The organism is Marinomonas sp. 63XJN7_7_ISO-PGPR-S23-202, from assembly GCF_056173505.1.
This window is the reverse complement of the sequence record NZ_CM149677.1, coordinates 2,756,588-2,780,987: the sequence shown is the minus strand read 5'-3', so window position 1 is coordinate 2,780,987 and position 24,400 is coordinate 2,756,588. Positions and strand designations below refer to the sequence as shown.

The window sequence follows — 24,400 nt, the reverse complement described above, 5'->3', positions numbered from 1 at the left end:
TTAACAGCAAAGAGGGTTCAGTCTATGGAAATCCCAAACAGCTTAATATCGGCTTTATAAGGGACTTCAATAGGGTCGGTTTGCAGTCCATCAATTAATTTTAGGTAAGTGGTCATCATATGAGCTTGAAGATTCTTTTCGTTAGGAATGGATGAGGTGAATTTGGTGGCTCTGAGCATGCTTTTTAGTCCGCTGGTTTCAGCGTATTGTTTATGACCTTCCAAAATGATTTCTTTCCCCATGTGCCAATAAATGTCCAAGTCTTTAATCTGCATTGGGCTAATGGGGGGGACCAGCGGCACAATGTCATCCAGTGTCACGACGCGTATTAACGGCAAGTCGGAAAATTTAGTTGCGCCTGTGACGTTAGTGACTTTGGGTTGACCGAAGGTAATGATCTGTCCAATCGGGTAATGACCTTTTTCCAAGTACATTGCGACCACGACGGCGATAGCGCCCCCTAAACTGTGCCCCGTAATATGAATTGGCTGGTTTTTCGCTAAGTAAGGTTTGATATTGTCATAGACGGCTTTTGCAGCCGAGTCAAAGCCTTGATGTAGTTTGATGCCTAGAGTCGGGTCGAGCTGTAACTCAAGGTCTAAATCCAACAGAGCGTTTTCTAGATTGTCTGTTCCTCTAATCGCAATGGTTTGAATACCCTTTTTCTGACTTAAAAAATAACTCACTTGAGAGCTTGGAAGGGTGGCCTCATGTACCAGTGTCTGTCCTTGTTGTTGCAAAGACTTTTTTAGCTCTGATGGCGTTAGGTAGGTATCCGCTGATAAGGTGGCTTGTGTCTTTATTTCCGCGAAGTTTTGGGCGCCAAAAGCCAATTGAAACGGGGTGAGTAAGACGAGAGAAAGAACCATTAACAGTGTTTTTATCATAATACTCAGTATAAAGGTCGCAGTTGGTGGTGTCAGAGTACAAGATGATAGTGTTATCTTGTAGTCACTTTTCACGAAATAGACACTTTCTAAAGGCATTATTTGATAGCGTGAATAAGTTTAATCAGTGTAACACATGACTTCCATATAACTTTGCCTATTCTTTATGGCGAGGAGTGCTTATGGCGTTTTTCTCTCTAGAGGAAGCCGCGGCTCGATACAACGAATATCGGCCAAAGGTTCACGATGTGATTAAAACATGGCTTGAAGAGGCTGGTTGTAATAATGATTTTTCCAGAGGGCTGGATGTTGCTTGCGGAACGGGAGACTCGACATTACCGTTAATGGCCCTATGTGATGAAGTGATAGGCATCGATATTTCGGAGGCGATGTTAAAATACGCTAGCGAGAAATCTATCTCAACCGCTTTGATGCCTTATCAGCACGCTGTTGAATTGGGCAAATTTGACCTGATTTCTACTTGTATGGCATTTCACTGGTTTGATCTGGAAGAGGCGATAGAAGCCTATAAGGCGGCTTCACAAAACGGAGCGGTATGGCTTATTTATAATTTTTCCTTTGGGGGTAGTGAATCCAGCGAGGCGTTTAATTGGTGGTTGATTAACTACTATTTCAAGCACTACCCAACTCCTCACAGAAATAGCCAAGTTGCCAACATACAATATGAGCAGGGTATTACTAAGCTGGCTGATGGTAAAGGGACATTACCTATTTATATGAGTGTTGAGAGATTAATCAAATACCTCACGACTCAATCCAATGTTGAAGTGCAAGTCAAAGCAGGGAATGCCTATGAAGAGATTGAAAGAGAATTAATGGAGCAGATTACACCGTTTGGACTTAATTCACATTTTAGTTACAAATATACCTATGAAATTTATCGCTATGACAGTCATGATTTGTAGGGCAAGCGTGAGTGCTATTTTGCGTTTAATATGTCTTTTATATTATTGAAAAACGCATGATAATGAAAAGTTACCGTCATTATCATTGCCTATGGAGTAAGCAGTATGGAACAAGTATATTTTGAAGAGAAGCGACTCTTAGGATTAAGTGAACGCACCAACAATGCCAATGAAACACAGCCAGAAACCGCCAAAATTGCTGGTTTGCATCAATCCTTTGCTCAGCAAATCAAAGTTAACTACGCCAATGGAGCCAGTCTATACGGCGTATATTACAATTACGAGTCAGACTATACGGGAGATTTCTCCATATTAGTTGGGACAGAAAAAGAGACCGTTCGAACTTCTACCCCCCTAGAAGGCGTGACGCTTCCTAGCGGTGATTACCTACGTTTTTCCAAAGAGGGAGAGATGCCACAAATGGTGATCGATGCTTGGGGCGAAATTTGGCAGTACTTTTCTGACTCTGATTGCCCACACCAACGAGCTTACACCGTGGATTTTGAGCACTACACCAGTGACAAAAAAGTCGACATTTATATTGCCATTAAATAGTGGTATTTGAGTCGTACGAGCGATTCTTGGTGGTTTTGGATACAAATCAGCCACCTTGTTTTATGTTACAACCTGAAGTCGGTTTGCTTAAACGAACGCGTTAGATATGGGGCTTGATCAAAAACTTATTGATGCTGCAGCGGCTGTTTACCTTGAGGTCGCTGTTGCAACAGAGAGCGCACCATACTGGGAGGTATGGAGACTCAGTGAGGTTCGGCTGTATTATTGGCGGAACTTGTTGTGATTTGATGCAACGAATCGTTGCTTTAATTAAGGCAGTAATGTTCTAACTTCACACGCAAAGTATAGTAGAGTGAGCTAGAGCAAATAAAATACCCCCATCACTGGTATAAGTGATGGGGGTATAATAAACGAATAGATAAAAATGGCGTCGAGCTACAAGCTATCTTTGTATGCCAGCATATAAGCGATTTTTCCTTTTTTGGCTTTGAATAATTTCTTAAAGGCTTTTTCATGAAAGCTAGCCAACTGACCCATGGCTTTAGCGGACTGACCGGATCCCCCAACATTGCTGCTTTTAATGTCTAGAATAGCGTGGCTGATCGCCATAATGGCTTGGCGGTAACCTTTTTCTGTTTTCAGATTGTATTTATTTAGGTCAACGTCATTGTGAAGTTCTTTAGCCCAATAGAATTCAATAAATGGAATGGGGTGCTGAGGCTTTTTCCATGCAATGCCTCTCGAAAAGTACATCATGGAACGATACTTATCATTCTCAAAGTGTTTCATACCGAGGGATGTTGGTAACTGTTGATAGGTAATGGGTTGCCCGTGGCTGTTTTCTAGCCAAGCATTGCCATCTTTTCGCATAGCGCGCCAGAATTGCTGCATATTGGCGAGGTTGCGGTAATCTTTAGCTACCAGTACGTTTACTTTAAAATGTGCACCCCCACCTTGCATTTGCCAAAAAGCATTAAAGGTATGGTGGCCATCTGTGAGGTAATATTGATTATTCGGCGCAATGACAATGGTTTTCATGTCTTTTGGGTGGGCGCCAACCTTATCTTCACAAGTAAAACTTGTCGGGTCGTTTGGTTTTGATGCTTTATCAAAGTGCGCCAAGCCTTTTTCTCCATTTACCTCGCAAATTTCATCAAATAGCTTTTTAGGGTCTTTCTTAAAACGACCTAGCTTATAGTAGACTTGGTCGTAACCGATGGCAGGCTGAGTGGGATGTATCTGATCCAGCGATACCTCAGTCACGCTTCCAGCGTGTAGTGTTGCCCCATTGGCAAAGCTAGACGCAACAAACAAAAGTGTCAGCATCGGAATATATAATGTTTTGAGAGTCATGATTAACCTTTTGTGGAATGAAAAATTGTGATTTTAATGATCTTATATGACACTTCTGTGTGAGTGACAACTCTTATTAACTAACTGAAGTCGTTTGTTTTTCAGCTGATACCACGGAGAATAAAAGTGTCATGATTCAAATCCGCTCATATCAACCAAAGGATGCCAAAGCTCTTTGGTATTTGTTTTTCAGTACAGTACGAATGATTAATATTAAAGATTATTCTCAGGCCCAAGTGACAGCCTGGGCGCCGGAATCCTTTGATATGACTGTGTGGGAAAACAAGATGGCCTCTATTCAGCCTTTTGTTGCCGAATTGGACGGTGTGATTGTTGGGTATGCGGATTTACAGCCTGATGGCTTGATTGATCACTTCTTTTGTCATCATGCTTACCAAGGAAAAGGGGTGGGTAGGGCCTTGATGAATTGTATTTTTTCCCTTGCGGATGAGCGAAAAATTCCCCGTCTATACTCTCATGTCAGTATTACAGCAAAGCCTTTCTTTGAGCGTTTTGGCTTTTCTGTCGAGAGTGAGCAGACCGTTGAAATACGCGGAGAAGCGTTAAGCAATTTTAATATGGTAAGACCATTAGCAAAGAGCGCTTGTTGAGCGTTGTATTCTTGCCGATTCTAAATGCTCTAGGGTATCGCCACTTGTCGTAATACGCTAAACTGCGCGGCTTTAAAATTCTCCCTACAAAGATAGTTTGAGTGTTTAATGAGTACTGAGTTTTCTATTTTATCGACATTTCTTTTATTCCTGTTTGTTATTGATCCATTCGGAAATATTCCAATTTTATTGTCTGTGATGAAAGGTGTACCGCAATCGCGTCAGTACCGCATTATTGTGCGAGATGGCGTAGTTGGTTTGGCGATTCTGGTGGGCTTTTTATACTTTGGCGCACAGTTTATGCAATTGCTGCATTTGGAAACAGAATCGATTTCCATCGCCGGCGGTGTGGTGTTGTTTGTGATAGCGCTCAAGATGATTTTTCCTTCCTCGGCCCCAAAAGAAAAATCTGCTTTGATGGAGCCTTTTATTGTTCCAATTTCCATTCCTATGTTGGCAGGCCCGTCTACTTTGGCGACGTTGTTGGTGATGGTAAAAAGTTACCCTAACGATCACAGCGATTTGCTAATTTCCGTTTTTTGCGCTTGGGGTGTTTCGGTGGCGATTCTGTTTTGTGCGCCATTATTAAATCGCCTTTTAAAAGAAAAAGGATTAGCGGCTCTTGAGCGTTTGATGGGGATGTTACTGTTGATGATGTCTGTGCAGATGGTGGTAAATGGTGTGCGTAGTTTGTTCACACACACCTTAGCCGTATTATAAAGCTGAGTGGAAGAACGGCATACTATGGCAATGCCAGCGGTTGTTTGGCCACAGCAATGCCATTTAGGTCACAATAAATGTGGTCACCCGGTTGGATAACAATGCCTGCGAAGCGTAGTGTTTTGCCAACCTCCCCTAAGCCGCGTTTTTCCGTTGGCATGGGGTAGGCTTTTAAGGCATGAATCCCTAAATTCACTTGTGACTGTGCGGCAACGTCGCGAATAGCGCCATAAATCACAATACCTTCCCAGCCATTTGACGCCGCTTTTTCTGCGAGCATATCTCCCAATAGGGCTCGTCGAATGCTGCCCCCTCCATCAACCACCATGACTTTTCCCTTGCCATTGGTACTGACCAATTCACGAACTCGGCTGTTGTCTTCAAAGCAGGAAACAGTGACCACTTCCCCATGAAAGACTGTCTTTTTGCCATACGATGTGAAAATCGGGTCGGCAATCTGCAGGTGTTCAGGGTAAAGGTCACATAAGTCAGGGAGGATGTCTTTCACGGGCTTACCATTCCAAAGTTAGGTTCAGTATTGACTTTAGAGAGCTATGCCCATGAAAACCAATTTTTGCTTATTATGTTCAATATTTCATTTAAGTGATAACTGTAAAGAATTTTTACTGTTTAGCGGTGAGGTTTGGTACTCACTCTTCAAAAGACTCTGGAATATCTGATGGGTTGATCAGCCCGTGCTCTACGGCTATTTGCAATAACAGCACGATGATTTCATCTGGTGGCAAAAGATGGAGTGGCGTTGACTGCCCATTATCGGCCAGTGCGTCGTCTAAATTGATGTCGCGTTCCGCAAACCAGCCGTGAATACTGTGAACTTCAAAACTGGGATCCAGATTTTTGGTCTCGTAGGTGGCTTCAACGAGCAAACTGGTTTCATCTGGATGCAAGGCATAGATGACATCTGTATCGAATTCATTTGTCCACTCTGCCAGAATATCACTGGCCTCGAAGCCAAATTCGTAAAGCTGCGTTTCGTCGATATCCAGCGTGTTTGGTTCAATGACGTGATTTTCAAGCCATTCATCATCTGGTATCACCAATACCTCTTTGATTTGGGCTTCTGGTGTTGACCAAGTAAATAGCAAAGGAAACGCTGGGTTGTCAGATGAGTTGGCGACAGATGTTATGAATATAGGTAAACTTGCCATAATGTAGAGCCAATGTTTGATTGTAAGGAAAAGCGAATGACCAGCCGAATCAAGATTAGTAGTGCGTTTGATGGCGGTAATATCTCCGTTATTAATGCCTTGGAGCCGGACAATATTAGAGTAAAAATCCCTAATGATACAAACTCTAAATTCCTTCAATGGTTTTATTTTCGCTTGCAGGGAGGAATGGGGGAGCAGTGTGTTATTCAATTTGAAAACGCCAAAGAGGCAGCTTACCCAGACGGTTGGGTAGATTATCAAGCCGTGGCCTCCTATGACCGTGAGGATTGGTTCCGTGTGCCAACGGAATACATCGATGGGAAATTGGTGATTTCTCACCAGCCAGAGCAAGACAGCATTTATTACGCTTATTTTGCGCCGTACAGCTACGAGCGTCATTTGGATATGATCGCTTGGGCAGCAAGTCATGAGGATTGTATAACGGATCATCTGGGAGAAACTGCCGAGGGGCGTGATATTACCTTGCTGGAAATCAGTAAAACCCAAGGTTTGGCGAAAAATATTTGGATTATCGCGCGTCAGCATCCTGGTGAAACGATGGCTGAATGGTTTATCGAAGGTTTGCTAGAGCGCTTGTTTGATGAGTCTCATCCCATTGCACGGGCATTGCTAAAACAGTGTCGTTTTTACGTGGTTCCTAATATGAACCCGGATGGGGCGGTGCACGGTAACTTGCGAGTGAACTCCAAGGGCGTGAATTTGAACCGTGAATGGAAGAATCCAAGCAAAGAATTCAGTCCTGAAGTCTTAGCGGTGCAGAGCAAAATGGCCGAAACAGGCGTGGACATGTTCTTAGACATCCATGGTGATGAAGCATTGCCAGTCAACTTCTTGGATGGCTGTCAAGGTGTACCATCGTTCGATGAGCGTATGGAAGCCATGGAAACCTTATTCAAAGAGGTTTTTCTAGCAGTAAGCCCTGATTTTCAAACTGAGATTGGTTACACACCGGACCAATTTGGCGACGCTAATTTGACGGTAGCAACTAAGTGGGTGGGCGACACATATCGTTGTTTATCTTTTACCTTGGAAATGCCGTTTAAAGATAACCAAAATTTGCCTGACGAGCGCGTTGGCTGGTCGCCTGAGCGTGCGAAAATCTTGGGAGCGGATGTGTTGTATCCGGTTTATCAGGTGATTAACAGTAAACATATGAAAGCGGATAAATAATATGTCAGCTGATTCATTGGAATGGCTGAAAAGAGCCATGCGAGAGTTTGCAAAAGAGCGAGAATGGGATCAATTCCACTCGCCAAAGAATTTATCTATGGCGCTGGCTGGCGAAACGGGGGAGTTACTAGACTGTTTTCGCTGGCTGACAGAGGAGGAAAGTTATCAACTAAATGATCAACAGGCGCAGGCGGTCAAGGAAGAATTGGCGGATGTGCTGCTGTTTACGGTGCGTTTAGCCGATAAATTGAATATAGATTTGTTCGAGGCAGCGCAAGAAAAAATGCTGAAGAATGACAGGCGTTATCCTGTAGATAAGGTCAAAGGCTGTGCCAAGAAGTACACTGAATATTAGACGGCGGAGTGGTCGTGGGTATTGACTGTATTATCATGACTTTTTACGAAAAATTTTTGCTTGAACTATAGCGCTTATTTGCGAAGTCGATTAGCATCACGCGCGAAGACCCCATTTATTTGATTGTATAAAACCTCATTTTAGGACGAGAACAAATGCCTAAGGCTAGTGAAATTAAAAAGAATATGGCCATCGAATACGACGGTAAAACTTGGATTGTTCGTGATATTGAACGCTCTGTCCCTCAAGGTCGTGCTGGTGGTAGCTTATATCGGATGCGTATGTACGATGTAGTGACAGACCGTAAATTAGACGAAACCTTTAAAGATTCTGAAATATTGAATTTAGCGGATCTGATTCGTCGCCCCGTGATGTTTTCTTATGCCGATGGCAATGAATATGTTTTTATGGACAATGAAGACTATACGCCTTACACCCTAAACAAAGAGGCGATTGAAAGCGAGTTACTGTTTATCAATGACTCTACAGAAGGGATTCAAGTTATTCTTGTTAACGAAGCCCCAGTGGCTTTGGAATTACCAACTAATGTAGAACTAGAAGTGATTGAAACCGATCCTTCTATCAAAGGGGCTTCAGCTACCTCTCGTAATAAGCCCGCGAAACTATCGACCGGCGCGATCATTCAGGTTCCCGAGCATATTTCTACTGGTGACAGAATCAAAGTTAACGTAGAAGAACGCAAGTTTGCTGGTCGCGCTGAAAAATAAGCGCTAAAGCAATATTATAAAAAGGCAGCTTGCGGGCTGCTTTTTTACTTTTTAAAACCATTCTTTTTTTCCTCGATTATTTTAGTGTCGCGATTGATAGAAGGCGTATCAAAAAATGCCATTTTATATAAAGTACGATTCGCTACCTTCCCATCATCAATACAAAAGATAACAATCAGACATGCTTCACTACATAAAAACTAATGTTTACAGTGTTTTTTTAAATATGAAAATTATAGAACTAAGGATAAAGGAATATAAACGTCGAATTGTGCTCAACAATTAAATTTAATCCATTGGTAGAATGATAATGAAATTACATAGAAAACTCATCCTAGCGAGTTGCTTAACGCTTATTTTAGCGGCTTGTACCTTATCTGCAATCTCAATTTTTTCAATGCAGTCGCAACTTTTAAGCAATTTAGAAAGTACGATGAATCGCTATGGTGTGAGTAGTGCGAGTCGGATAAGTAGCTGGTTAGATGATAGGCATCAAGTGGTCGCCTCTATTAAAGAGGTTATCGAGAAACATCCTCATGATGATGCGTATATTGTCCAAGCGCTTACTCAAGGTAAAGTGGCAGGAGACCTAATCAGCACACTTTATGGCACTCGGGATGGTGATACGTATCGTGTGAACGGTAAAAACACCAAAGCTGGGTATGACCCGAGAGTGAGAGATTGGTATAAATTAGGAGTGAATACGAAAGGACCAGCTGTTTCCGAGCCTTTTTTTGGTTCGTCTTCAAAAGTGTTTATTTTTTCGATTGTTAATCAAGTGAAAATTGATGGAAAATTCGCTGGTGTCGTGTCTGCGAATGTGGCTTTGACAGGCATAAACGATGTGGTTTCTTCTTTAAAAGTGCCTGGAAAGGGAATAGCATTTATTGTTTCAAAAAGCGGCAATATTATCTCTTACCCTGATGGTAGCATGAACAATAAGCCGCTTAGTGAGTTAAAATCGACGTTGACCCTCGATAATATTGACTCTAATGTTAAATCCACAAAGCTAGATGAAGTTAGTTTAAATGGCACTAACTATTTAATGTCGTCCGTGAAAATTGCGGGTACCAACTGGTTTTTAGTTTCCTTAGGAAACGAGAAACTACTCAAAGCCCCCATTAAAAAACTTATCATTTATCAATTAATTGCCGTCATTGTAATGGTAGTGCTTTCTATTATTGTATTGACGATATTAATACGATTCCTACTGACCGATCTATTACGAGTATCCAATGCTTTAGAAGATATTGCCAAGGGGCAGGGGGATTTAACCGTTAAAATTGAAACGAAGAGTCGTGATGAAGTTGGTAAGTTGGCATCTAATTTTAATGATTTTGTTTATAAGCTGCGGGATATTATAAAAAGCATTGATAAGCTAAGCAGTGTTCTATCGGATCAATCTAATACGAGTGCAAAGTCGGTAGAACAAAGTACTAAAAAACTTAATATACAACAGAATGAGATTGTGTCTGTTGCCGCTGCGGTTGAAGAAATGACCGTTGCAACGCAAGAGATTGCGAACAATGCAGAGCAAACGGCGCGCAATGTGAGTAAAACGGTTGATATCAGTAATAGCGGGCAACAGCTGGCTAATGCGAGCTTGGAGTCTATTCATCAATTAGCGAAGGAAGTGGATTTAGCGAGTACAGTCATTGGTGAGCTGAGTGAGCAAGGTGATAAAATTAACACCATCGTTTCGACAATCAGTGGCATTGCAGAACAAACCAACTTGCTAGCGCTTAATGCGGCTATTGAAGCAGCGCGTGCCGGCGAGCAAGGGCGAGGATTTGCGGTTGTGGCGGATGAAGTGCGCGTGTTGTCTCAACGTACTCATACGTCGACAGAAGAGATAAGCAGCATGATTGGCATGTTGCAAACAACCACATCAAAAGCGGTTAATGTTATGAAACTTTGTCATACGCTTGCGAGTACGAGTGTGGATGACACGAAAAAATCAGGGGGTAACTTTGCGGAAATTGCTGAGGCTATAGGACATGTAGATGGCATGATGATACAGATTGCCACCGCAGCAGAAGAGCAAACCAGTGTGACCGCTGAAATTGGAGTTAACACGCAGGCGATACGGGATGTGTCTTCTCAAATGCAAGCTGAGATGGATGAAGGGTTAAAGCAAGCTCATACCCTAAAAGTCTTGGCTGACTCGTTACGAGAGCAAGTAGAAAAATTCAAATTGTAACTTCATTATTATTGATTAGTAAGTGAAAAACGCAGTCAGTCGGCTGCGTTTTTATTTTATTTCCCTTTTTTCTAGTAAATTCCTAAATAAAAAAATGACGGTGATACTTTAGTATCTTTTATTCCTTTAGTAACTTTTGTACCTTTAGAAACTTTAGTAAATATAATAAAAGTAAAATAAGTGAGCCTCTATATAAAAATACTAGATATTTCATGTGTTATTTCCCTCTGCTCCTTGTTTAGTAAGTTTAACGCCTATTTTAAAGACAAAATTAATGACATAACTTTACACTTTACAAGCATTATTTATAAATAAAAAAGGCTTAGAGTAATATGCAAGTTTACGGTCTGTTAACATATTGGTTATGTGATAGAACGAGCTTAACTCAACAATAATAAAATGTTTTTCCGGGGGAAACCTGTATGAATAATTGGAGCTCGACACAGCGTCATGTGGCATTTGCCTCTTTCGCAAGTTGGTCGCTTGATGCGTTTGACTTTTTTATTTTGGTATTCGTGTTAAGTGATTTAGCAAAAAACTTCCATAACTCCATTTCTGATGTTGCCGTTACGATAATGTTGACATTAGCTGTGCGTCCAATTGGTGCATTAATTTTTGGACGTTTGGCTGAAAAATTTGGACGTCGACCTGTTCTTATGACGAACATCGTTCTTTTTTCACTGTTTGAATTGCTTACTGCTTGGTCGCCTTCATTTGAGGCTTTTATGGCATTTCGTATTTTATACGGTATCGCTATGGGCGGAATCTGGGGCGTGGCATCGGCGCTGGCAATGGAGACTATTCCGAGTAAATCTCGCGGATTTATGTCCGGTTTATTCCAAGCAGGCTATCCTGCAGGCTATTTGTTCGCTTCCATTATCTTTGGGGTGTTTTATAGCCATGTGGGTTGGCGCGGTATGTTCATTATTGGTGCCTTACCGATTCTGATGCTTCCTTATATTTACTTTAAAGTACCAGAATCACCTGTTTGGGTAGCGAATCAGGTAGTCAAAGAGCGCGTATCTCTTATTGGTACCATTAAAGATAATTGGCGTGTTTGTGGCTTTATGGTGTTATTAATGACATGCTTTAACTTCTTCAGCCACGGCTCTCAAGATTTGTACCCAACCTTCATGAAGGTTCAGCATGGGTTTGATGCGCATACTGTGAGTATCATAGCGATCTGTTACAACATCTCTGCCATTATCGGTGGTATATTCTTTGGTTCTCTATCTGAACGTATTGGTCGCAAGAAAGCCATTATGTTCGCTGCTTTACTGGCGTTGCCTGTGATTCCATTATGGGCTTTCTCTACTGGCTCTGTTTCCATTGGTATTGGTGCATTCTTAATGCAGTTTATGGTTCAAGGGGCTTGGGGTGTCGTACCAACCTATCTTAATGAGTTGGTTCCTGCGAATGTTCGCGCCATTCTTCCAAGCTTTGTATACCAGATGGGTAACTTACTTGCTTCGGTCAATGCAACAATACAGACGCACATTGCGTCAGCTCATCATGGTAACTACGGTCTGGCAATGGCCATTGTTGTGGGAACGGTTGCGTTATTGATTGCTATCTTGGTATCGCGTGGTAAAGAAACACGTGGTGTCTCTATGGCTGTAGAAGGTGCTAAAGTATAGAGTGTTTGTCATTCACTGAATGATGCATTAAGTAAAAGAGTAACCGGATAATATCTGGTTACTCTTTTTTATTTTTTATGAGTTAGCGATTATTTCAGTTGGCAAACTGCATCGGTTTGAATGGTCAGCGTTGATTGGTAAGCACACTCATAAGTTTTATCTTTAACAGAAGCCGTAAAGCGTACCGCCTTATCATCGGTTTCCTTATTGCTAATGACAACATTTTCTGGATTAACCCCTAGAGAGTAAGCGGCTTTTTGTTGCAAAGTCTGTTCTGTTGTCAGTTTATTTTTAAGCGCGGCACAGGCGGTTAATTGTGTGATGGCGATGGCAAGCAAGATACACTTTTTCATTCGATCTCCGTTTTCAATACACTTGGTCAGGCGAGTTGAACGTTGTTGCATGGCATGTTTTTAACGTTATCTCAATCAGTTATTCAGTCTCTTTATTAGGTTGGCTTTTCTTTTTCTCTGGATGATTATTCGCCTCAGTTAGTCCCGCTTCACGTTGTACCGCTGCGAGAATGCCTCTTAAAATCCCAAGCTCTTGTTTTTCTGGTCGAGAGCGATTGAAAAAACGATGCAGTTTGTCGAGCACTTTTCCAGGATGATTGCGAATGATGAAGTTAATACCGTATAAGGTTTCTTCAAGGTGTTCGTAGAACCGTTCCATATCTTGTTTAAGGGGGTATTCTCCCACGTTTTGATTATGCGTGGATTTATCTTGGTTAGCCATCCAGATTTCATAGGAGATAATTTGTACTGCCTGAGATATATTCAAGACGGGGTACTCATCATTGGCATCTATGTATACTTGGCGGTGGCACTGGGCAATTTCTTCATTTAATAGCCCGGTTGTTTCTCGCCCAAAAACAATGGCGACTTGGTGTTCTTTTGCTTCAGGAATAACGGCTTGGGCACATTCTCGAGCATTCATAATGGGCAGCTGGAAGGTACGATGTCGTGCGCTCGTGCCAATGACCAAACTGCAATCATGAATTGCCTCTTCGAATGTGTTAACGATGGTGGCACTTTCTAATAAATCCACCGCGCCTGCTGCACGACTGGTGGCTTCTTCTGAGGGGTAGTCATTAGGATTTACCAGGTATAAATGGGTCAATCCCATGTTTTTCATGGCACGGGCAATGGCACCAACATTCCCAGGGTGAAATGTGTTGATCAGGACAATACGGATATTACTCAGCATGGCGTTAGAAATACTCGGTGTTAGGGCCGTCTTGGCGTTAAGGATTAAGCGTGAGCGATTGCTCTGTGCTGGCAAATTTCACGTTGTTTAAGACGACTTTATGTGTGTCATTAAATAGGAATTTTTTGCAGGCGTTATGATACAGGGAACCCGTCTCTAACACCAATCGATAGCGTCCTTCGGGAATGAAGTTCGCCGCAAAGGGCTGCTTGGCTTCGAGAAAGATGGAAAAGGGTTTGCGGCCATCATAGGATTGAAAGGTCAAAATACTTTGCTCTGGAAGATGGTTTAGGATGCGAAGTCGACTATTACCATCGGCTTTTCCGATGACTTCACCCTGACTTGGAGCGGTGCCTGGGTAACCAATACAGCCCGTGGCAACGGCATGCTGAATAGTGCCAAAACCAACATCTTTTGCTTGTATCCACCCGCTGACATTATTGTAGCGCACTGTTAACCATTTACCTTTCTGCTTAATACTTTGAACATCGGTATAGGCTGGCAATTCTTGGATCGTTCTCGTATTTTTATCCGGCTCAGAGTATAAATTCGTTGGGACAAGAGTATAGGCGGCACCCACACGGTATTGTGGATACAAACCAGGAATATAAGTGGCCACTTTTTCTTGTTGTGTTGATTCTTGATGTTCTTGCCAAAATAATGTGGCATAGATCCCAGATGCAAAGCAAACGATATAAGTCGCGGCCTTGAATGCCGCTTTCGCCGCATAAAGGCGAACAGGCTTTGCTCTACCTGGGTTATCTGCTTGAAAGTGTGGTTCATCCATTGTGTTTGGACCATCATCAAACATGTAGTAGGGCGGAATGTCGTTTGTTTGTTCTGCTGAACCTGAATTCGCTTGATAAGTCTGTGACGAATACTGACTGTCTGAATATTTGCGCTGATTATATTGAGTTGAGTAAGAAGAGGAGGCTTCATCGCTGGTATAGCCTTGCGAGGTGAAGCCTTTTGAAGCTTTAAACGCTTCTTCATACATGGCTTTAACGCGCTTTTCATTGATGGTATTACGCGCGGCTTTGATGGCTTCTTCTCTGGCTTTTTCCTGTTGAGCGCTGTTGCGCTTCATTTGCTCGTAGGCTTTTTGCCGTTCTTTTATATAGGCTTCTTGTTCTTTATCTGTGGCTTTGGAGTGGGCATAGTAACGGTTTTTTGCCGTGCCACTTTCTTGGTGGAATTGATAAGGTTTCCACTCTCCTCCTTGAGAGCCTTGTTTTATAGCCTGCAAAACATTCTCATAGGCCGCTTGTAGGCGCTGGAAATGTTCGGTGGTATCCGTGTGTGGGTTTTTATCTGGATGATAACGTCGAGCCAGACGACGAAAAGCCGCCTTCGCCTCTTGTTCATTGGCGTTGGTAGGAATTTCCAATAATAGATAATCGTCTATTAGGCTCATGTTATCCTGACAAAAATACTCATATAAAAATATAAAAGAGCATTATGCATGATTTAGCGACGCTGACAAAGGTAGATGTTTTCCGATTACTTGTCCATAAGAACAACTTTTCTTGCAATCCTGTTCGCTTTCTTAAAAGATAGGCGGCATTTGTACTGTATCGACTTAGTTTAGGAATGTTATGAGCAATAAACTTACCCATTTGGACAATCAAGGTCATGCTCACATGGTAGATGTGTCAGATAAAGACATGACGAAACGTACGGCAAGAGCGCAAGCGATTATCGAAATGAAACCGGATACCTTAGTTAAGATTATCGAAGGTGGTTTGCCGAAGGGGGATGTATTGGCTACGGCTCGTATTGCTGGCATTCAAGCGGCGAAAAAAACCTCAGACTTGATTCCTTTATGTCATCCACTGATGTTAACCAAAGTAACCGTTGATATAACGGTTTTGAGCGAAACACAAATTCAAGTGCTGTGTTCTTGCTCTTTAAAAGGAAAAACTGGGGTAGAAATGGAAGCCTTGACGGGAGCCAGTGTGGCCGCACTGACTCTTTACGATATGTGTAAGGCGGTCGATAAAGGTATGGTGATTAAAAGTGTCTCACTGTTGGAAAAGCAAGGCGGCAAAAGTGGCGATTGGTTGGCGACAGAACACAAAACTGATTGATAGGGTGGGGAGTATCTATGAATGAATTAAATGTGGTTTTCTTTGCGTCTCTTAAAGAGACTCTTGGCATTGAACGTTATGTATTGGAAGGAGATTTGCCAATGACCATCAAAGAACTCAAAACGCAATTAGCTAACCTGCTGAGAAACGGCGATGCGCTATTGGATAAAGGCATTCAGTCATCCATTGATTTCGAATTTGCCCGCGATGGCGACATGGTGAATCAAGGTGCTAAAGAGGTGGCTTTTTTTCCACCCGTTACAGGTGGCTAAGATGATTAAAGTTCAGCGGGAAGATTTCGATGTTCAGGCACTCTACGATGATTTGGTGGTGAATAGTGAAACTGGTGCTGTTGCGATGTTTGTTGGTTTAGTGCGCCACTTCTCATCCTTACCATCCCAAGACTGTACCTTTGAGTTAGAGCATTATCCAGGCATGACGGAGCATAATTTACAGACAATTGTCGAGGATGCTTGTTCGCGTTGGTCGCTAAATGCGGTGACAGTCGTGCATCGTGTTGGCAAGCTAGCCGTACAAGATAAAATCGTCTTTGTTGGGGTGAGTGCGTCTCATCGAGCAGAGGCCTTTCAGGCCTGTGACTTTATTATGGATTATCTCAAAAGTCGGGCCGCATTTTGGAAAAAAGAAACCCAAGGGGATGAAAGTAAGTGGGTCGATGCCAAGGAACAAGACGAAGAAAGCCTAACCCGTTGGGAGTAAGGCTTTCTTGAGGGCAGGGTAGGTGTTTAGTGTGGTCGTAATGTTTTTTTACGCCCACTGGCATGGCGCTCACGGTATTCGGTGTCAATATAGCGGTCAGTCGTCGCCATACTAGCATGCCCAGCATCCTCGCGAACGTGCTCTTTAGGTCGAGTTTTTACATCTTCTGAGATGCCTGTATGGCGAAGCCAGTGAACGGTTGCAACGCGTAAATCTTCCGCATCGGCCTTCATGCCATCGTCACACATGCGCTGATAAGTCGTATCAAAACAAAACTGTACGATATTGCGAATTTGTCGTGAACTGGTCATTGGGCCTTGGCCGCGATTTTTCGGAATTAATGGGGTGTTTTCCGCAACGGTTGGTAGTGGGGGGAGATCGCGGAATTGGCGATATCGGGCAAGGGCCCGCAGCATATCGTCAGAGACCGCAATGAGTCGCTCTTTATTGCCTTTTGACAGCACTTTAAACCACCAATGACCATCTGCGTCTTTGGTAAAATCTCCCATCACGGGGGCGGATCGCTCATCGGCTACCAGTTCAGAAATACGTAAGTACATCCCCAGAAGAGCGTTCATAATAAAAAGCGTGCGCTCGTGTGTGGTGGGATCTTCTTCCGCTAACATTTCAGCGGTTTCAATCACATAATCCCATTGTAAATTAGAAATGCGTCTTACTTGCCGTCTTGTCACTTCTTTTTTGACGAACTTACTTTTTTGGCGGATCAGAGCCACGGGGTTCTGATGTACTGCCTCTTCTTGCATCAAAAAGCCGTAATAGGATGACAAGATGGAAAAGGTTGCCCGAATGGCAGCTTGCGATAGGGAATATTTTTTGGCAACGGGAACGTCGCCATTACTGAACTCTAATTTGCTGATATGACTGACAAAAGGTCGCCATTCTTTATTAGGGACACGACGCCCCATGTGTTGTTTAAAGCGAGCTACATTTTTAATGCCAATCCAGCTTTCCGGTGGTGTGATGCAAAAATGAATAAAAGCTTCGATCTGATCACGCCTTAATTGGGTTGTTGGGGTGGATTGTGTGTGCCAAGACCATAGGAGTAAACGCTCAACTTCTCGTCGATATGAATTATATGTGGCCTGAGAACCGTTGTAGCTGTAGATAAAGCATAGGGCGAGCTGTAGGTCGCGTTTGTAATCAGGATCGTTTAAAAATGGCACATTGTCCTTTAGCTCAGTGACGATGTGCTCAAACTGAGTAAATGGGTTAGGTAGATGTTCTAGATTGTCAATTAGGGCAAACGGAGTCATGATATTATGCATATAAGGATTTATTTTATCATACCAAAAAACGCTCTAAAAAAACGATTGTTTTGTGTTTGTATGTGTCTTGGAAAGCGGGAACATGTTGTTTTTCTTTATAAAATACTCAAAAGCCCTGTTCTGCTTGTCATGGCTTTCTCGGGGTCTTTAATAAATAAGTTAGGCGTTTTTGTGTATTATTTCTGTTCAATATTCTTCCTTTATCTTTTAAAAACTAGAAGTGTATTTTTATCTTTCTTAAAGGCTCGTAAAAATAAAATGCAATATGAGTGCTTTTTGTCTGTTTTTAAGTGATTGTGCATGTTTACCTCAAATCTAGGATAGATATGCACATGTGCTTATTAGGGCTATTTATTCTTCTATTTATTGCTATGCTTCTAATCAAGCAGCAAGATTAGTGTAGATAAAAATTGAGCTGCAGTTCGATTAATAGTAGATGGAAATGGAGTATATAATATGAATACGTTTACTAAAACAGTATTGGCTTTTGTTTTTTCTTGTTCCGTTGCAACGGCTGCCATGGCAGCACCTGGAGACGCAACCTACGGTCAAATCACTAAAGCCAGAGCAGAAATTCAGTCTTTGGATCAGCAGCTTAATAATAATGGTGTCAGTGTGAATTCGTATAAAGTTAATCCGACTTTATCTCCTGTTACACAGGCTCAATTATTGCAAAATCATGCAATGAACCTACGTTTGAAACTAAATTCATTAAACTCATAAAATGTGAAGTACTATATGGCGGATGCTAGAAAGTAAAAAGGTCAATGTCTGATTGGCCTTTTTATGTTTCTACTGCTATTCATTAGTAAGCAGGAGAGGAAAGATGCCTTTATTTAAAGTTATTTTAATCATGCTGCTTTTTGTTCCTGTTTTATCTTTTGCTCAGCAATATAATGCTGATTTTTTCAACAGTAAAAGCAATATGATGCAGAAAGTGGAATTGCTGCAAAAGAGCAAGATGAAGTTAGCTAGTTTGGTGAATCGGTTGGATGCTATGGGCGTTGATGTGCATCAATGTACGCATTGTAAGCAACCTAAAACATTGTTTGAAGAGCAAATGATCGTTCAGACAAAAATTAAACATTTAGAAAATACGTTATATAAGCTCCATCAGGCACGTTTCAATTATCAGAATCTGTATTCATCTCGATAAATGCTCTTCGAATCTATGGCTTTTGTTTAGACAGTGCCTTTTCTAGTCGTCTCGAATACCTTCCCCTTTTTCTGCTTCTTTTATCCTGTCTATTTCATTCTGAGTCTGTTTGATGAGCGGTTTGTCCGTATCGTTAGCATCCTGCAAAGCCCTATAGAGCAGCCTTTGCGCTTCTTTATCCCGTCCTAGATTAAAATCAAGTAACGCCTTGTAATTGAGGGCCATTGGGATGTTCTGCCGATCTCTGTAATAAGCAATATCAGCTTCCCATACTTGTTTCTTTTCATAAAGATAGCGAGGTGTCCTAAGTCCTGTGTATTTTGTATGAGTAAAAATGGCATATAATGTTTCAAAAGAGAGGTCATTAGGGGCGAGATTAAGCACATCCTTAATCACTTTCAAAGCCGCTTTTTTTTGTCCATCAGATTGCAAGCTAAGGGCTTTTAAATAACTAACAAAACGGTTTTGAGTATGAACTTTTGCTAAAAAGCTCAGGGCTTTCTGTGGTGACTTCTCTAAGTAGGCAACTAGCGCTTGAGCGTAGTTATAGGCATCCTCATTGGGGATGGATTTTAAAAGAGCGTAGTCAATTCTGTTGCTTAATATGGCACGATAGGCAAGCATCGTCGCTCTAAAAAAGAGGAAACTCTGACTACTTCCTTTTTGTTTGAGTATGCTGTCTTCCTTTTGAAAAGACATGCTATCCGCTATACGGGTTTTGGGTAGCGGGTGGGTAGATAAAAACTCCAGTCGGGTGCGTCCTAATGAGGCTTTAAACATGGCTTTAAATAAGTGATTCATGCCTTGGGGATTGACTCCCGCTTCTTTCATATAGCGTCTGCCTTGGCGATCCGCTTCTTGCTCTTGCTCTCGACTATGGGTCAGTGTATTTTCTGCTTGGTTTGCCATGCCGCCAATCCATAGGGCAGATGTCGCGTCTGGGCCAGCCCCCGCCGCCGCAGCGGCAATGCTGGCACCGATCATGAGTAGGGTTTTACTTAACTCTTGGCTGGAGAATTGCGTTTGTCGTTCATAGTGCTTGAGATCTAAGTGAGCAACTTCATGGGACAGCAAGCCATAAAACATGTCTTCATCAGTGATCATTTCCATGATATCTGAGTAAATAAATAAATGGTTTCCTGGAATGACAAAGGCGTTGCTCTGTGTACTGTTTAATAAAGTAATTTCGACCGTTTTATTATCGAGGCTTGTGTGCGGCAAAATGGTCGACAATGTTTGTCTTACGTAATCGTAAGCGGGGGGGAAGGCAATAACTGCTTGGCTACCATTGATCTGTCGAAACCAGTGTTGGCCAACAACGTAACTTGGATTGGACAGTGAGCGTTCGTTTTTGGTGCTTGATAGATTGGGTAATTCTGCGTGACTTTGACTTGAAAAAGTGCCAAAAAAAACAATCACTAAGATGGCTAAGTTAGTTATAAAAGGGGAGAATGGTTTCATAATCGGCGAATGTTCTCGTCATGGAGATATGAAGATTGAATAAAGGTAATTATGAGTGTGATGCCATAGTAGATGCAAGACAAGATGTGTGTCCTATGCCGTTACTGAAAGCAAAAATGGCGCTAAGTAAGTTGCAGTCAGGTCAGTTATTAGCGGTGGAAGCGTGTGATGTAGGGTCGTGGAAAGACATTCCTTTTTATGTAGAGCAAGTGGGTCATACGTTGCGATATAAAAATGAAAAGGATGGTGTTTATATATTTGTTATTGAGAAAAAATAGAGCGAACCAGATATGTTTAAAATTGTAGATACTCTGATTAAGCGTTACTTCTCCAATGAAGAGGTTGTGGTCTTCCTACTACTATTAATTGGGACGCTCTGTGTTCTCGCTTTTTGGGGAGGGATTTTAGCACCGGTTTTAATCGCGATAGTACTGGCATTTTTATTACAAGGAGCAGTTGAGCGGATCAAGCGTCTTGGGGTCAGTCACACTTGGTCTGTGGTGATTGTCTTTTTGTCTTTCTTGGCGAGTTGCGTGGTGTTTATTGGTATTATGGTTCCCATTATTTGGGAGCAAGCGGTTCGTTTTGTAAATGACCTACCTCGAATGATTGGGGTGATCCAACAGGCCATTGAAACCTTTGCGCAAGGCCATACCGCATTGGTAAGTCAAAATGCCGTTGATGAGGTGGTTAATTCCTTGGCCACGGAGTTTGCCAGTGTGGGGCAGTGGATTGTGTCTTATTCCATTGCCAGTATTCCTTCTTTGTTTTCCATTGTAATTTATTTCATTTTAGTGCCTTTGGTCATGTTCTTTTTATTAAAAGATCAGAAAGAGATATTAGGCTATATGACCTCTTGGTTACCAAAAGAGCGCCGTATGTTGCGTAATATTGCCAATGAAATGAACGAGCAAATTGCCAATTACATTCGTGGCAAAGTCATTGAAATGATTGTGGTTGCTGTTTTTACCTATATTGTTTTTGCTATTATGGGATTAAAATATGCTCAATTGCTGGCTTTGCTCGTTGGGTTATCTGTATTGATTCCTTACATTGGTGCGGCGGCGGTGACCATTCCCGTTGTTGTGGTCGCTTTTTATCAATACGGTGCGAGCAGTGATTTTTGGTATTTGGTTATTGCTTACCTGGTTGTTCAAGGGCTGGACGGCAACATCCTTGTTCCCTTACTCTTTTCTGAAGCCGTAAATTTGCATCCGCTAGCCATTATCTTGGCGGTATTGTTTTTCGGTGGTATTTGGGGGTTCTGGGGGATTTTCTTTGCGATTCCATTGGCAACTTTAGTCAAGGCGATTATCAATGCTTGGCCAAGACAAAACGAGCTGCCTCATTTGTAGGACTTGATTGAGCTGTTATTTAAATCTGTTATTTAATAAAAAACGCCATTCACTATGAACGGCGTTTTTTTGTGTTTGGTGCCTACTTTTTATTAATCATTCAGCATCAATGACACAGCCGATGAATACCGAGAAGGCTGGCAGGACGATTTGTCCGTTTTCAATGTACCCAGCAGGAATGGCTTCAGGTAATACCAGTGGTGTTAATGAAAAATGACAAGAAACTATTTTCGACTGTTCGGCGGTATTGATTGCTATGTACAAAGATTTTCCGTTGTAACTTCGCAAAAAAGTCAGGGTAGACACATCATGGTATAAGAACTCAATATCGCCATGAATCAATTCAGGATGTGCACGTCTTAGATGTAAAAAATCTCGATACGCATGAAGAATAGAAGAGCGTGTTCCTTCTTGTTCTTCGATGGCGAGGGGTAAATGGCTTTCCACCACAGGGAGCCAAGGGGATGCGTTGCTGGTAAAGCCACCTAGTGGCGTATTGGTCCATGGCATGGGGGTTCGACATCCATCACGACCTTTAAACTCGGGCCAAAAATTGATGCCATAAGGGTCAACCAATTGTTCGTAGGTTAATTCTGCTTCCGGCAAGCCAAGTTCTTCACCTTGATACAAGCAAACACTGCCGCGTAATGAAAGCAACATGGCCATATAGGATTTGCTCTGATTGGGCATATGCTTGTTTTTACCCCAGCGGGTGGCCACGCGTTCTACATCATGGTTGCCAATGGACCAGCAAGGCCAGCCATCCCCTAACCCCGCTTCAATGGTTTCCATCGTATGTCGGATATGTCCCATAGAGGAATCATGGGTTAATAGATCAAAAGAATAACACATGTGCAGTTTATCATTGCCTTGGGTGTAATCTGCCATGGTCTTAAGGGCGAAATCACAACCTACTTCGCCAACCGTCGTGGTTTGTGGGTATTGATCGAGTAGTGCCCGCAAGCGCTGTAAAAAGGCAATATTTTCAGGTCGTGATTTATCGTATAGATGTTGCTGATAGGCATATGGGTTATCTAATCGAACGCCGATACTGCCTTCGACAATCTCTTCTTTAGCAGGGTTATCACGCAGTTCCAGATCATGGTAATAATAGTTGGCGGTATCAAGGCGAAAGCCATCAACGCCGCGTTTTAGCCAGAATTCTACTGTCGCTAAAATAGCATCAACCACATCTGGGTTGTGAAAATTTAAGTCAGGTTGACTATCTAAAAAGTTGTGCAAGTAATATTGTTTACGGCGGCTATCCCAATGCCACGCGGGGCCACCAAAAACGGAAAGCCAGTTGTTTGGTACGGTGCCATCCGGTTTGGCGTCGGCCCAGACATACCAGTCTGCCTTGTCGTTGTCATGGCTTTGCCTTGACTCTTCGAACCAAGGATGTTGGTCAGAGGTATGATTAAGCACTTGGTCTATCATGACTTTTAAACCCTGCTTATGTGCTTCTGCTACAAGATCATCAAAGTCTTTGAGTGTGCCGAAGATGGGATCCACATCACAGTAATCCGATACATCGTAACCGAAGTCTTTCATAGGAGAGGTAAAAAAAGGCGACAACCAAATAGCATCGACACCTAACGACGCAATATAGCGCATTTTTTGGGTGATACCTGGAAGGTCTCCGATCCCATCGTTATTTGCATCAAAAAAACTGCGGGGATAAATTTGGTAAATTACCGCGCCACGCCACCACTCAATCTTGTTTTCCATACCAACCTCGTTTAATGAAACATCATTATTCAGGTGCTTGTTTCTTAGGGCTTGTTTTGCACTAAAGTTGTTTGTTATTTAAGCATAGATTTTGCCAAACGGTTGTACTTAGCACGCGATTTCCATCTTTTGATAGTTTTGTATGGCTTAATTTTCTTGAGCGGTCTTTAGCAGGTCGATGAAAGCTTGTGCGGCACGGCTTAAGGTGCGCTGTTTATGGTGGATAATGCCTAACCGCCTTTCCACATTCAAGTCTGCATGATGGAGTACTACCAGTTCATCGCTCACCAGTATAGAGGGTAGCATGGACCAGCCCCAGCCGATGTTAACAAGCATGGCGAGTGTTTCAAAATTGTTGGTATTCATTCGAACTTTAGGTTTAAGGCCTTGTTTGCCAAAGGCGCGCTCTGCAATTTGTCTGGTGAAGGTATTTTCGTTGGGTAATACGCAGGCATAATGGGCAAGGTCTTCTAGGCTGACATTTTCTATTTTGGCTAATGGATGGTCTTTGCTGACCACACAGGTTAATGGGTCTGACCAAATAGAAATGGCTTCAATTAAATGGTTGTCTTTGTCTGATAAGGTGATGATGCCGATTTCCGTCAAGCCTTTTAACACTTGCTGGTAGGCATCTTCGGATTGGGTGAAGTCAATTTCCAGTTGGACGTTGGGAAAATTCTCTTGAAAGCGTTTTAGCAAAGGAGGAAGCCTTCTTAATCCAATATGGTAGCTGATGGCGATTCTGAGTTCGCCACTGACGTCTTCCATTTGTAGTGTCATGCTGCGCTTTATATCTTGTAAATCTTCCACAATTTTACGTGCTTTAGGCAGAAGTCTGACGCCTGCTTCTGTTAGTTGTACTTGTTTGCCAATACGGTCAAACAGCTTGGTTTCGAGTTTACTTTCAAGTGCGGCGATACGCTTGCTTATGGCAGGCTGTGTAATAAACAGGGCTAACCCTGCTTCCGAGAAAGATTTCGTTTCGGCCACCTTTATAAAGGTAAGCAATTCTGCAATATCTAGCATTCTTAAATATTATCCAAATCATGAAAATTATGAATTTGAGTAATTTGAACAAAAGTTCTAGGATACTTCAACAGGATATTTA

General features: G+C 42.3%; 27 protein-coding genes. 16 read left to right on the top strand and 11 right to left on the bottom strand.

Annotated elements, in window-relative coordinates:
* Positions 1-17: 17 nt before the first annotated feature.
* Complete coding sequence (locus AC0VYG_RS12915; protein ID WP_475428409.1) at positions 18-887, bottom strand: lipase family protein; 870 nt, start codon at positions 885-887, stop codon at positions 18-20.
* 182 nt (positions 888-1,069) lie between these two features.
* Between AC0VYG_RS12915 and AC0VYG_RS12910 the strand changes: the two genes are divergently transcribed.
* Together AC0VYG_RS12910 and AC0VYG_RS12905 are read left to right on the top strand one after the other, a co-directional pair.
* Positions 1,070-1,813 (top strand): class I SAM-dependent methyltransferase, encoded by a 744-nt coding sequence (locus tag AC0VYG_RS12910; RefSeq protein ID WP_475428408.1) that lies wholly within the window; start codon positions 1,070-1,072, stop codon positions 1,811-1,813.
* 105 nt (positions 1,814-1,918) lie between these two features.
* Complete coding sequence (locus tag AC0VYG_RS12905) at positions 1,919-2,368, top strand: GyrI-like domain-containing protein (protein WP_475428407.1); 450 nt, start codon at positions 1,919-1,921, stop codon at positions 2,366-2,368.
* A gap of 396 nt (positions 2,369-2,764) precedes the next feature.
* Here AC0VYG_RS12905 and AC0VYG_RS12900 read toward each other — a convergent pair whose 3' ends face one another.
* On the bottom strand, positions 2,765-3,682 hold the full coding sequence (locus AC0VYG_RS12900; protein ID WP_475428406.1) for a ParB/Srx family N-terminal domain-containing protein: 918 nt from the start codon (positions 3,680-3,682) through the stop codon (positions 2,765-2,767).
* Between the two features lie 131 nt (positions 3,683-3,813).
* On the opposite strand from AC0VYG_RS12900, the gene AC0VYG_RS12895 reads away from it, so the two are divergent.
* Both AC0VYG_RS12895 and AC0VYG_RS12890 read left to right on the top strand, forming a co-directional pair.
* Positions 3,814-4,293: a GNAT family N-acetyltransferase gene (locus AC0VYG_RS12895; RefSeq protein ID WP_475428405.1), complete on the top strand. Its 480-nt coding sequence runs from the start codon at positions 3,814-3,816 to the stop codon at positions 4,291-4,293.
* Positions 4,294-4,401: 108 nt separating this feature from the next.
* Positions 4,402-5,013 (top strand): MarC family protein, encoded by a 612-nt coding sequence (locus tag AC0VYG_RS12890; RefSeq protein WP_475428404.1) that lies wholly within the window; start codon positions 4,402-4,404, stop codon positions 5,011-5,013.
* Between the two features lie 22 nt (positions 5,014-5,035).
* On the opposite strand, the gene AC0VYG_RS12885 is transcribed toward AC0VYG_RS12890, so the two are convergent.
* Both AC0VYG_RS12885 and AC0VYG_RS12880 read right to left on the bottom strand, forming a co-directional pair.
* A complete protein-coding gene (locus tag AC0VYG_RS12885; RefSeq protein WP_475428403.1) occupies positions 5,036-5,521 on the bottom strand; it encodes a putative 4-hydroxy-4-methyl-2-oxoglutarate aldolase in 486 nt (161 codons plus the stop codon).
* Between the two features lie 142 nt (positions 5,522-5,663).
* On the bottom strand, positions 5,664-6,182 hold the full coding sequence (locus AC0VYG_RS12880; RefSeq protein WP_475428402.1) for a hypothetical protein: 519 nt from the start codon (positions 6,180-6,182) through the stop codon (positions 5,664-5,666).
* A 36-nt stretch (positions 6,183-6,218) separates the two neighbouring features.
* Here AC0VYG_RS12880 and AC0VYG_RS12875 point away from each other — a divergent pair, with 36 nt between their 5' ends.
* From AC0VYG_RS12875 to AC0VYG_RS12855, 5 genes are all read left to right on the top strand, one after another.
* On the top strand, positions 6,219-7,373 hold the full coding sequence (locus tag AC0VYG_RS12875) for a M14 family metallopeptidase (protein ID WP_475428401.1): 1,155 nt from the start codon (positions 6,219-6,221) through the stop codon (positions 7,371-7,373).
* 1 nt (position 7,374) lies between these two features.
* The gene (locus AC0VYG_RS12870; RefSeq protein ID WP_475428400.1) at positions 7,375-7,728 is read left to right on the top strand and encodes a nucleotide pyrophosphohydrolase; all 354 of its coding nucleotides are present in this window, start codon (positions 7,375-7,377) and stop codon (positions 7,726-7,728) included.
* 155 nt (positions 7,729-7,883) lie between these two features.
* Complete coding sequence (gene efpL, locus AC0VYG_RS12865) at positions 7,884-8,456, top strand: elongation factor P-like protein EfpL (protein ID WP_475428399.1); 573 nt, start codon at positions 7,884-7,886, stop codon at positions 8,454-8,456.
* A gap of 310 nt (positions 8,457-8,766) precedes the next feature.
* A complete protein-coding gene (locus AC0VYG_RS12860; protein ID WP_475428398.1) occupies positions 8,767-10,656 on the top strand; it encodes a methyl-accepting chemotaxis protein in 1,890 nt (629 codons plus the stop codon).
* 422 nt (positions 10,657-11,078) lie between these two features.
* Positions 11,079-12,293, top strand: a complete 1,215-nt coding sequence (locus tag AC0VYG_RS12855) for an MFS transporter (protein WP_475428397.1) — start codon at positions 11,079-11,081, stop codon at positions 12,291-12,293.
* An 89-nt stretch (positions 12,294-12,382) separates the two neighbouring features.
* On the opposite strand, the gene AC0VYG_RS12850 is transcribed toward AC0VYG_RS12855, so the two are convergent.
* The 3 genes from AC0VYG_RS12850 to AC0VYG_RS12840 form a co-directional block, all read right to left on the bottom strand.
* A complete protein-coding gene (locus tag AC0VYG_RS12850; RefSeq protein ID WP_475428396.1) occupies positions 12,383-12,646 on the bottom strand; it encodes a hypothetical protein in 264 nt (87 codons plus the stop codon).
* A gap of 79 nt (positions 12,647-12,725) precedes the next feature.
* The gene (trmJ, locus tag AC0VYG_RS12845) at positions 12,726-13,499 is read right to left on the bottom strand and encodes a tRNA (cytosine(32)/uridine(32)-2'-O)-methyltransferase TrmJ (RefSeq protein ID WP_475432540.1); all 774 of its coding nucleotides are present in this window, start codon (positions 13,497-13,499) and stop codon (positions 12,726-12,728) included.
* Between the two features lie 37 nt (positions 13,500-13,536).
* Positions 13,537-14,913, bottom strand: a complete 1,377-nt coding sequence (locus AC0VYG_RS12840) for a DnaJ domain-containing protein (protein WP_475428395.1) — start codon at positions 14,911-14,913, stop codon at positions 13,537-13,539.
* Between the two features lie 181 nt (positions 14,914-15,094).
* Between AC0VYG_RS12840 and moaC the strand changes: the two genes are divergently transcribed.
* Genes moaC through AC0VYG_RS12825 form a run of 3 tightly spaced genes read left to right on the top strand, consistent with a single transcriptional unit; the run spans position 15,095 to position 16,306 of the window.
* The gene (gene moaC / locus AC0VYG_RS12835) at positions 15,095-15,586 is read left to right on the top strand and encodes a cyclic pyranopterin monophosphate synthase MoaC (RefSeq protein WP_475428394.1); all 492 of its coding nucleotides are present in this window, start codon (positions 15,095-15,097) and stop codon (positions 15,584-15,586) included.
* Between the two features lie 17 nt (positions 15,587-15,603).
* On the top strand, positions 15,604-15,858 hold the full coding sequence (locus AC0VYG_RS12830; RefSeq protein ID WP_475428393.1) for a MoaD/ThiS family protein: 255 nt from the start codon (positions 15,604-15,606) through the stop codon (positions 15,856-15,858).
* A gap of 1 nt (position 15,859) precedes the next feature.
* Positions 15,860-16,306 (top strand): molybdenum cofactor biosynthesis protein MoaE, encoded by a 447-nt coding sequence (locus tag AC0VYG_RS12825; protein ID WP_475428392.1) that lies wholly within the window; start codon positions 15,860-15,862, stop codon positions 16,304-16,306.
* 26 nt (positions 16,307-16,332) lie between these two features.
* Here the strand turns inward: AC0VYG_RS12825 and AC0VYG_RS12820 are convergent, their stop codons facing one another.
* On the bottom strand, positions 16,333-17,580 hold the full coding sequence (locus tag AC0VYG_RS12820; RefSeq protein WP_475428391.1) for a tyrosine-type recombinase/integrase: 1,248 nt from the start codon (positions 17,578-17,580) through the stop codon (positions 16,333-16,335).
* Between the two features lie 468 nt (positions 17,581-18,048).
* Between AC0VYG_RS12820 and AC0VYG_RS12815 the strand changes: the two genes are divergently transcribed.
* Positions 18,049-18,315 (top strand): hypothetical protein, encoded by a 267-nt coding sequence (locus AC0VYG_RS12815; RefSeq protein ID WP_475428390.1) that lies wholly within the window; start codon positions 18,049-18,051, stop codon positions 18,313-18,315.
* A gap of 103 nt (positions 18,316-18,418) precedes the next feature.
* Positions 18,419-18,748: a hypothetical protein gene (locus AC0VYG_RS12810; protein WP_475428389.1), complete on the top strand. Its 330-nt coding sequence runs from the start codon at positions 18,419-18,421 to the stop codon at positions 18,746-18,748.
* Positions 18,749-18,790: 42 nt separating this feature from the next.
* Here AC0VYG_RS12810 and AC0VYG_RS12805 read toward each other — a convergent pair whose 3' ends face one another.
* On the bottom strand, positions 18,791-20,209 hold the full coding sequence (locus AC0VYG_RS12805; RefSeq protein ID WP_475428388.1) for a M48 family metalloprotease: 1,419 nt from the start codon (positions 20,207-20,209) through the stop codon (positions 18,791-18,793).
* Between the two features lie 35 nt (positions 20,210-20,244).
* Here AC0VYG_RS12805 and AC0VYG_RS12800 point away from each other — a divergent pair, with 35 nt between their 5' ends.
* Both AC0VYG_RS12800 and AC0VYG_RS12795 read left to right on the top strand, forming a co-directional pair.
* Positions 20,245-20,487, top strand: a complete 243-nt coding sequence (locus AC0VYG_RS12800) for a sulfurtransferase TusA family protein (protein WP_475428387.1) — start codon at positions 20,245-20,247, stop codon at positions 20,485-20,487.
* A 12-nt stretch (positions 20,488-20,499) separates the two neighbouring features.
* Entirely contained in the window at positions 20,500-21,564 is a 1,065-nt protein-coding gene (locus tag AC0VYG_RS12795) for an AI-2E family transporter (RefSeq protein ID WP_475428386.1), read from the top strand.
* Between the two features lie 96 nt (positions 21,565-21,660).
* On the opposite strand, the gene AC0VYG_RS12790 is transcribed toward AC0VYG_RS12795, so the two are convergent.
* Together AC0VYG_RS12790 and AC0VYG_RS12785 are read right to left on the bottom strand one after the other, a co-directional pair.
* Entirely contained in the window at positions 21,661-23,292 is a 1,632-nt protein-coding gene (locus AC0VYG_RS12790; protein ID WP_475428385.1) for an alpha-amylase family glycosyl hydrolase, read from the bottom strand.
* 147 nt (positions 23,293-23,439) lie between these two features.
* Positions 23,440-24,318, bottom strand: coding sequence for a LysR family transcriptional regulator (locus tag AC0VYG_RS12785; RefSeq protein WP_475428384.1), 879 nt, complete (start codon positions 24,316-24,318; stop codon positions 23,440-23,442).
* Positions 24,319-24,400: the final 82 nt, after the last annotated feature.

What these genes read in the sequence shown, in the direction of transcription:
- AC0VYG_RS12915 (WP_475428409.1), bottom strand. Translation starts at nt 887, where the DNA reads ATGATAAAAACACTGTTAATGGTTCTTTCTCTCGTCTTACTCACCCCG.
- AC0VYG_RS12910 (WP_475428408.1), top strand. Translation starts at nt 1,070, where the DNA reads ATGGCGTTTTTCTCTCTAGAGGAAGCCGCGGCTCGATACAACGAATAT.
- AC0VYG_RS12905 (WP_475428407.1), top strand. Translation starts at nt 1,919, where the DNA reads ATGGAACAAGTATATTTTGAAGAGAAGCGACTCTTAGGATTAAGTGAA.
- AC0VYG_RS12900 (WP_475428406.1), bottom strand. Translation starts at nt 3,682, where the DNA reads ATGACTCTCAAAACATTATATATTCCGATGCTGACACTTTTGTTTGTT.
- AC0VYG_RS12895 (WP_475428405.1), top strand. Translation starts at nt 3,814, where the DNA reads ATGATTCAAATCCGCTCATATCAACCAAAGGATGCCAAAGCTCTTTGG.
- AC0VYG_RS12890 (WP_475428404.1), top strand. Translation starts at nt 4,402, where the DNA reads ATGAGTACTGAGTTTTCTATTTTATCGACATTTCTTTTATTCCTGTTT.
- AC0VYG_RS12880 (WP_475428402.1), bottom strand. Translation starts at nt 6,182, where the DNA reads ATGGCAAGTTTACCTATATTCATAACATCTGTCGCCAACTCATCTGAC.
- AC0VYG_RS12875 (WP_475428401.1), top strand. Translation starts at nt 6,219, where the DNA reads ATGACCAGCCGAATCAAGATTAGTAGTGCGTTTGATGGCGGTAATATC.
- AC0VYG_RS12870 (WP_475428400.1), top strand. Translation starts at nt 7,375, where the DNA reads ATGTCAGCTGATTCATTGGAATGGCTGAAAAGAGCCATGCGAGAGTTT.
- efpL (WP_475428399.1), top strand. Translation starts at nt 7,884, where the DNA reads ATGCCTAAGGCTAGTGAAATTAAAAAGAATATGGCCATCGAATACGAC.
- AC0VYG_RS12860 (WP_475428398.1), top strand. Translation starts at nt 8,767, where the DNA reads ATGAAATTACATAGAAAACTCATCCTAGCGAGTTGCTTAACGCTTATT.
- AC0VYG_RS12855 (WP_475428397.1), top strand. Translation starts at nt 11,079, where the DNA reads ATGAATAATTGGAGCTCGACACAGCGTCATGTGGCATTTGCCTCTTTC.
- AC0VYG_RS12850 (WP_475428396.1), bottom strand. Translation starts at nt 12,646, where the DNA reads ATGAAAAAGTGTATCTTGCTTGCCATCGCCATCACACAATTAACCGCC.
- trmJ (WP_475432540.1), bottom strand. Translation starts at nt 13,499, where the DNA reads ATGCTGAGTAATATCCGTATTGTCCTGATCAACACATTTCACCCTGGG.
- AC0VYG_RS12840 (WP_475428395.1), bottom strand. Translation starts at nt 14,913, where the DNA reads ATGAGCCTAATAGACGATTATCTATTATTGGAAATTCCTACCAACGCC.
- moaC (WP_475428394.1), top strand. Translation starts at nt 15,095, where the DNA reads ATGAGCAATAAACTTACCCATTTGGACAATCAAGGTCATGCTCACATG.
- AC0VYG_RS12830 (WP_475428393.1), top strand. Translation starts at nt 15,604, where the DNA reads ATGAATGAATTAAATGTGGTTTTCTTTGCGTCTCTTAAAGAGACTCTT.
- AC0VYG_RS12825 (WP_475428392.1), top strand. Translation starts at nt 15,860, where the DNA reads ATGATTAAAGTTCAGCGGGAAGATTTCGATGTTCAGGCACTCTACGAT.
- AC0VYG_RS12820 (WP_475428391.1), bottom strand. Translation starts at nt 17,580, where the DNA reads ATGACTCCGTTTGCCCTAATTGACAATCTAGAACATCTACCTAACCCA.
- AC0VYG_RS12815 (WP_475428390.1), top strand. Translation starts at nt 18,049, where the DNA reads ATGAATACGTTTACTAAAACAGTATTGGCTTTTGTTTTTTCTTGTTCC.
- AC0VYG_RS12810 (WP_475428389.1), top strand. Translation starts at nt 18,419, where the DNA reads ATGCCTTTATTTAAAGTTATTTTAATCATGCTGCTTTTTGTTCCTGTT.
- AC0VYG_RS12805 (WP_475428388.1), bottom strand. Translation starts at nt 20,209, where the DNA reads ATGAAACCATTCTCCCCTTTTATAACTAACTTAGCCATCTTAGTGATT.
- AC0VYG_RS12795 (WP_475428386.1), top strand. Translation starts at nt 20,500, where the DNA reads ATGTTTAAAATTGTAGATACTCTGATTAAGCGTTACTTCTCCAATGAA.
- AC0VYG_RS12790 (WP_475428385.1), bottom strand. Translation starts at nt 23,292, where the DNA reads ATGGAAAACAAGATTGAGTGGTGGCGTGGCGCGGTAATTTACCAAATT.
- AC0VYG_RS12785 (WP_475428384.1), bottom strand. Translation starts at nt 24,318, where the DNA reads ATGCTAGATATTGCAGAATTGCTTACCTTTATAAAGGTGGCCGAAACG.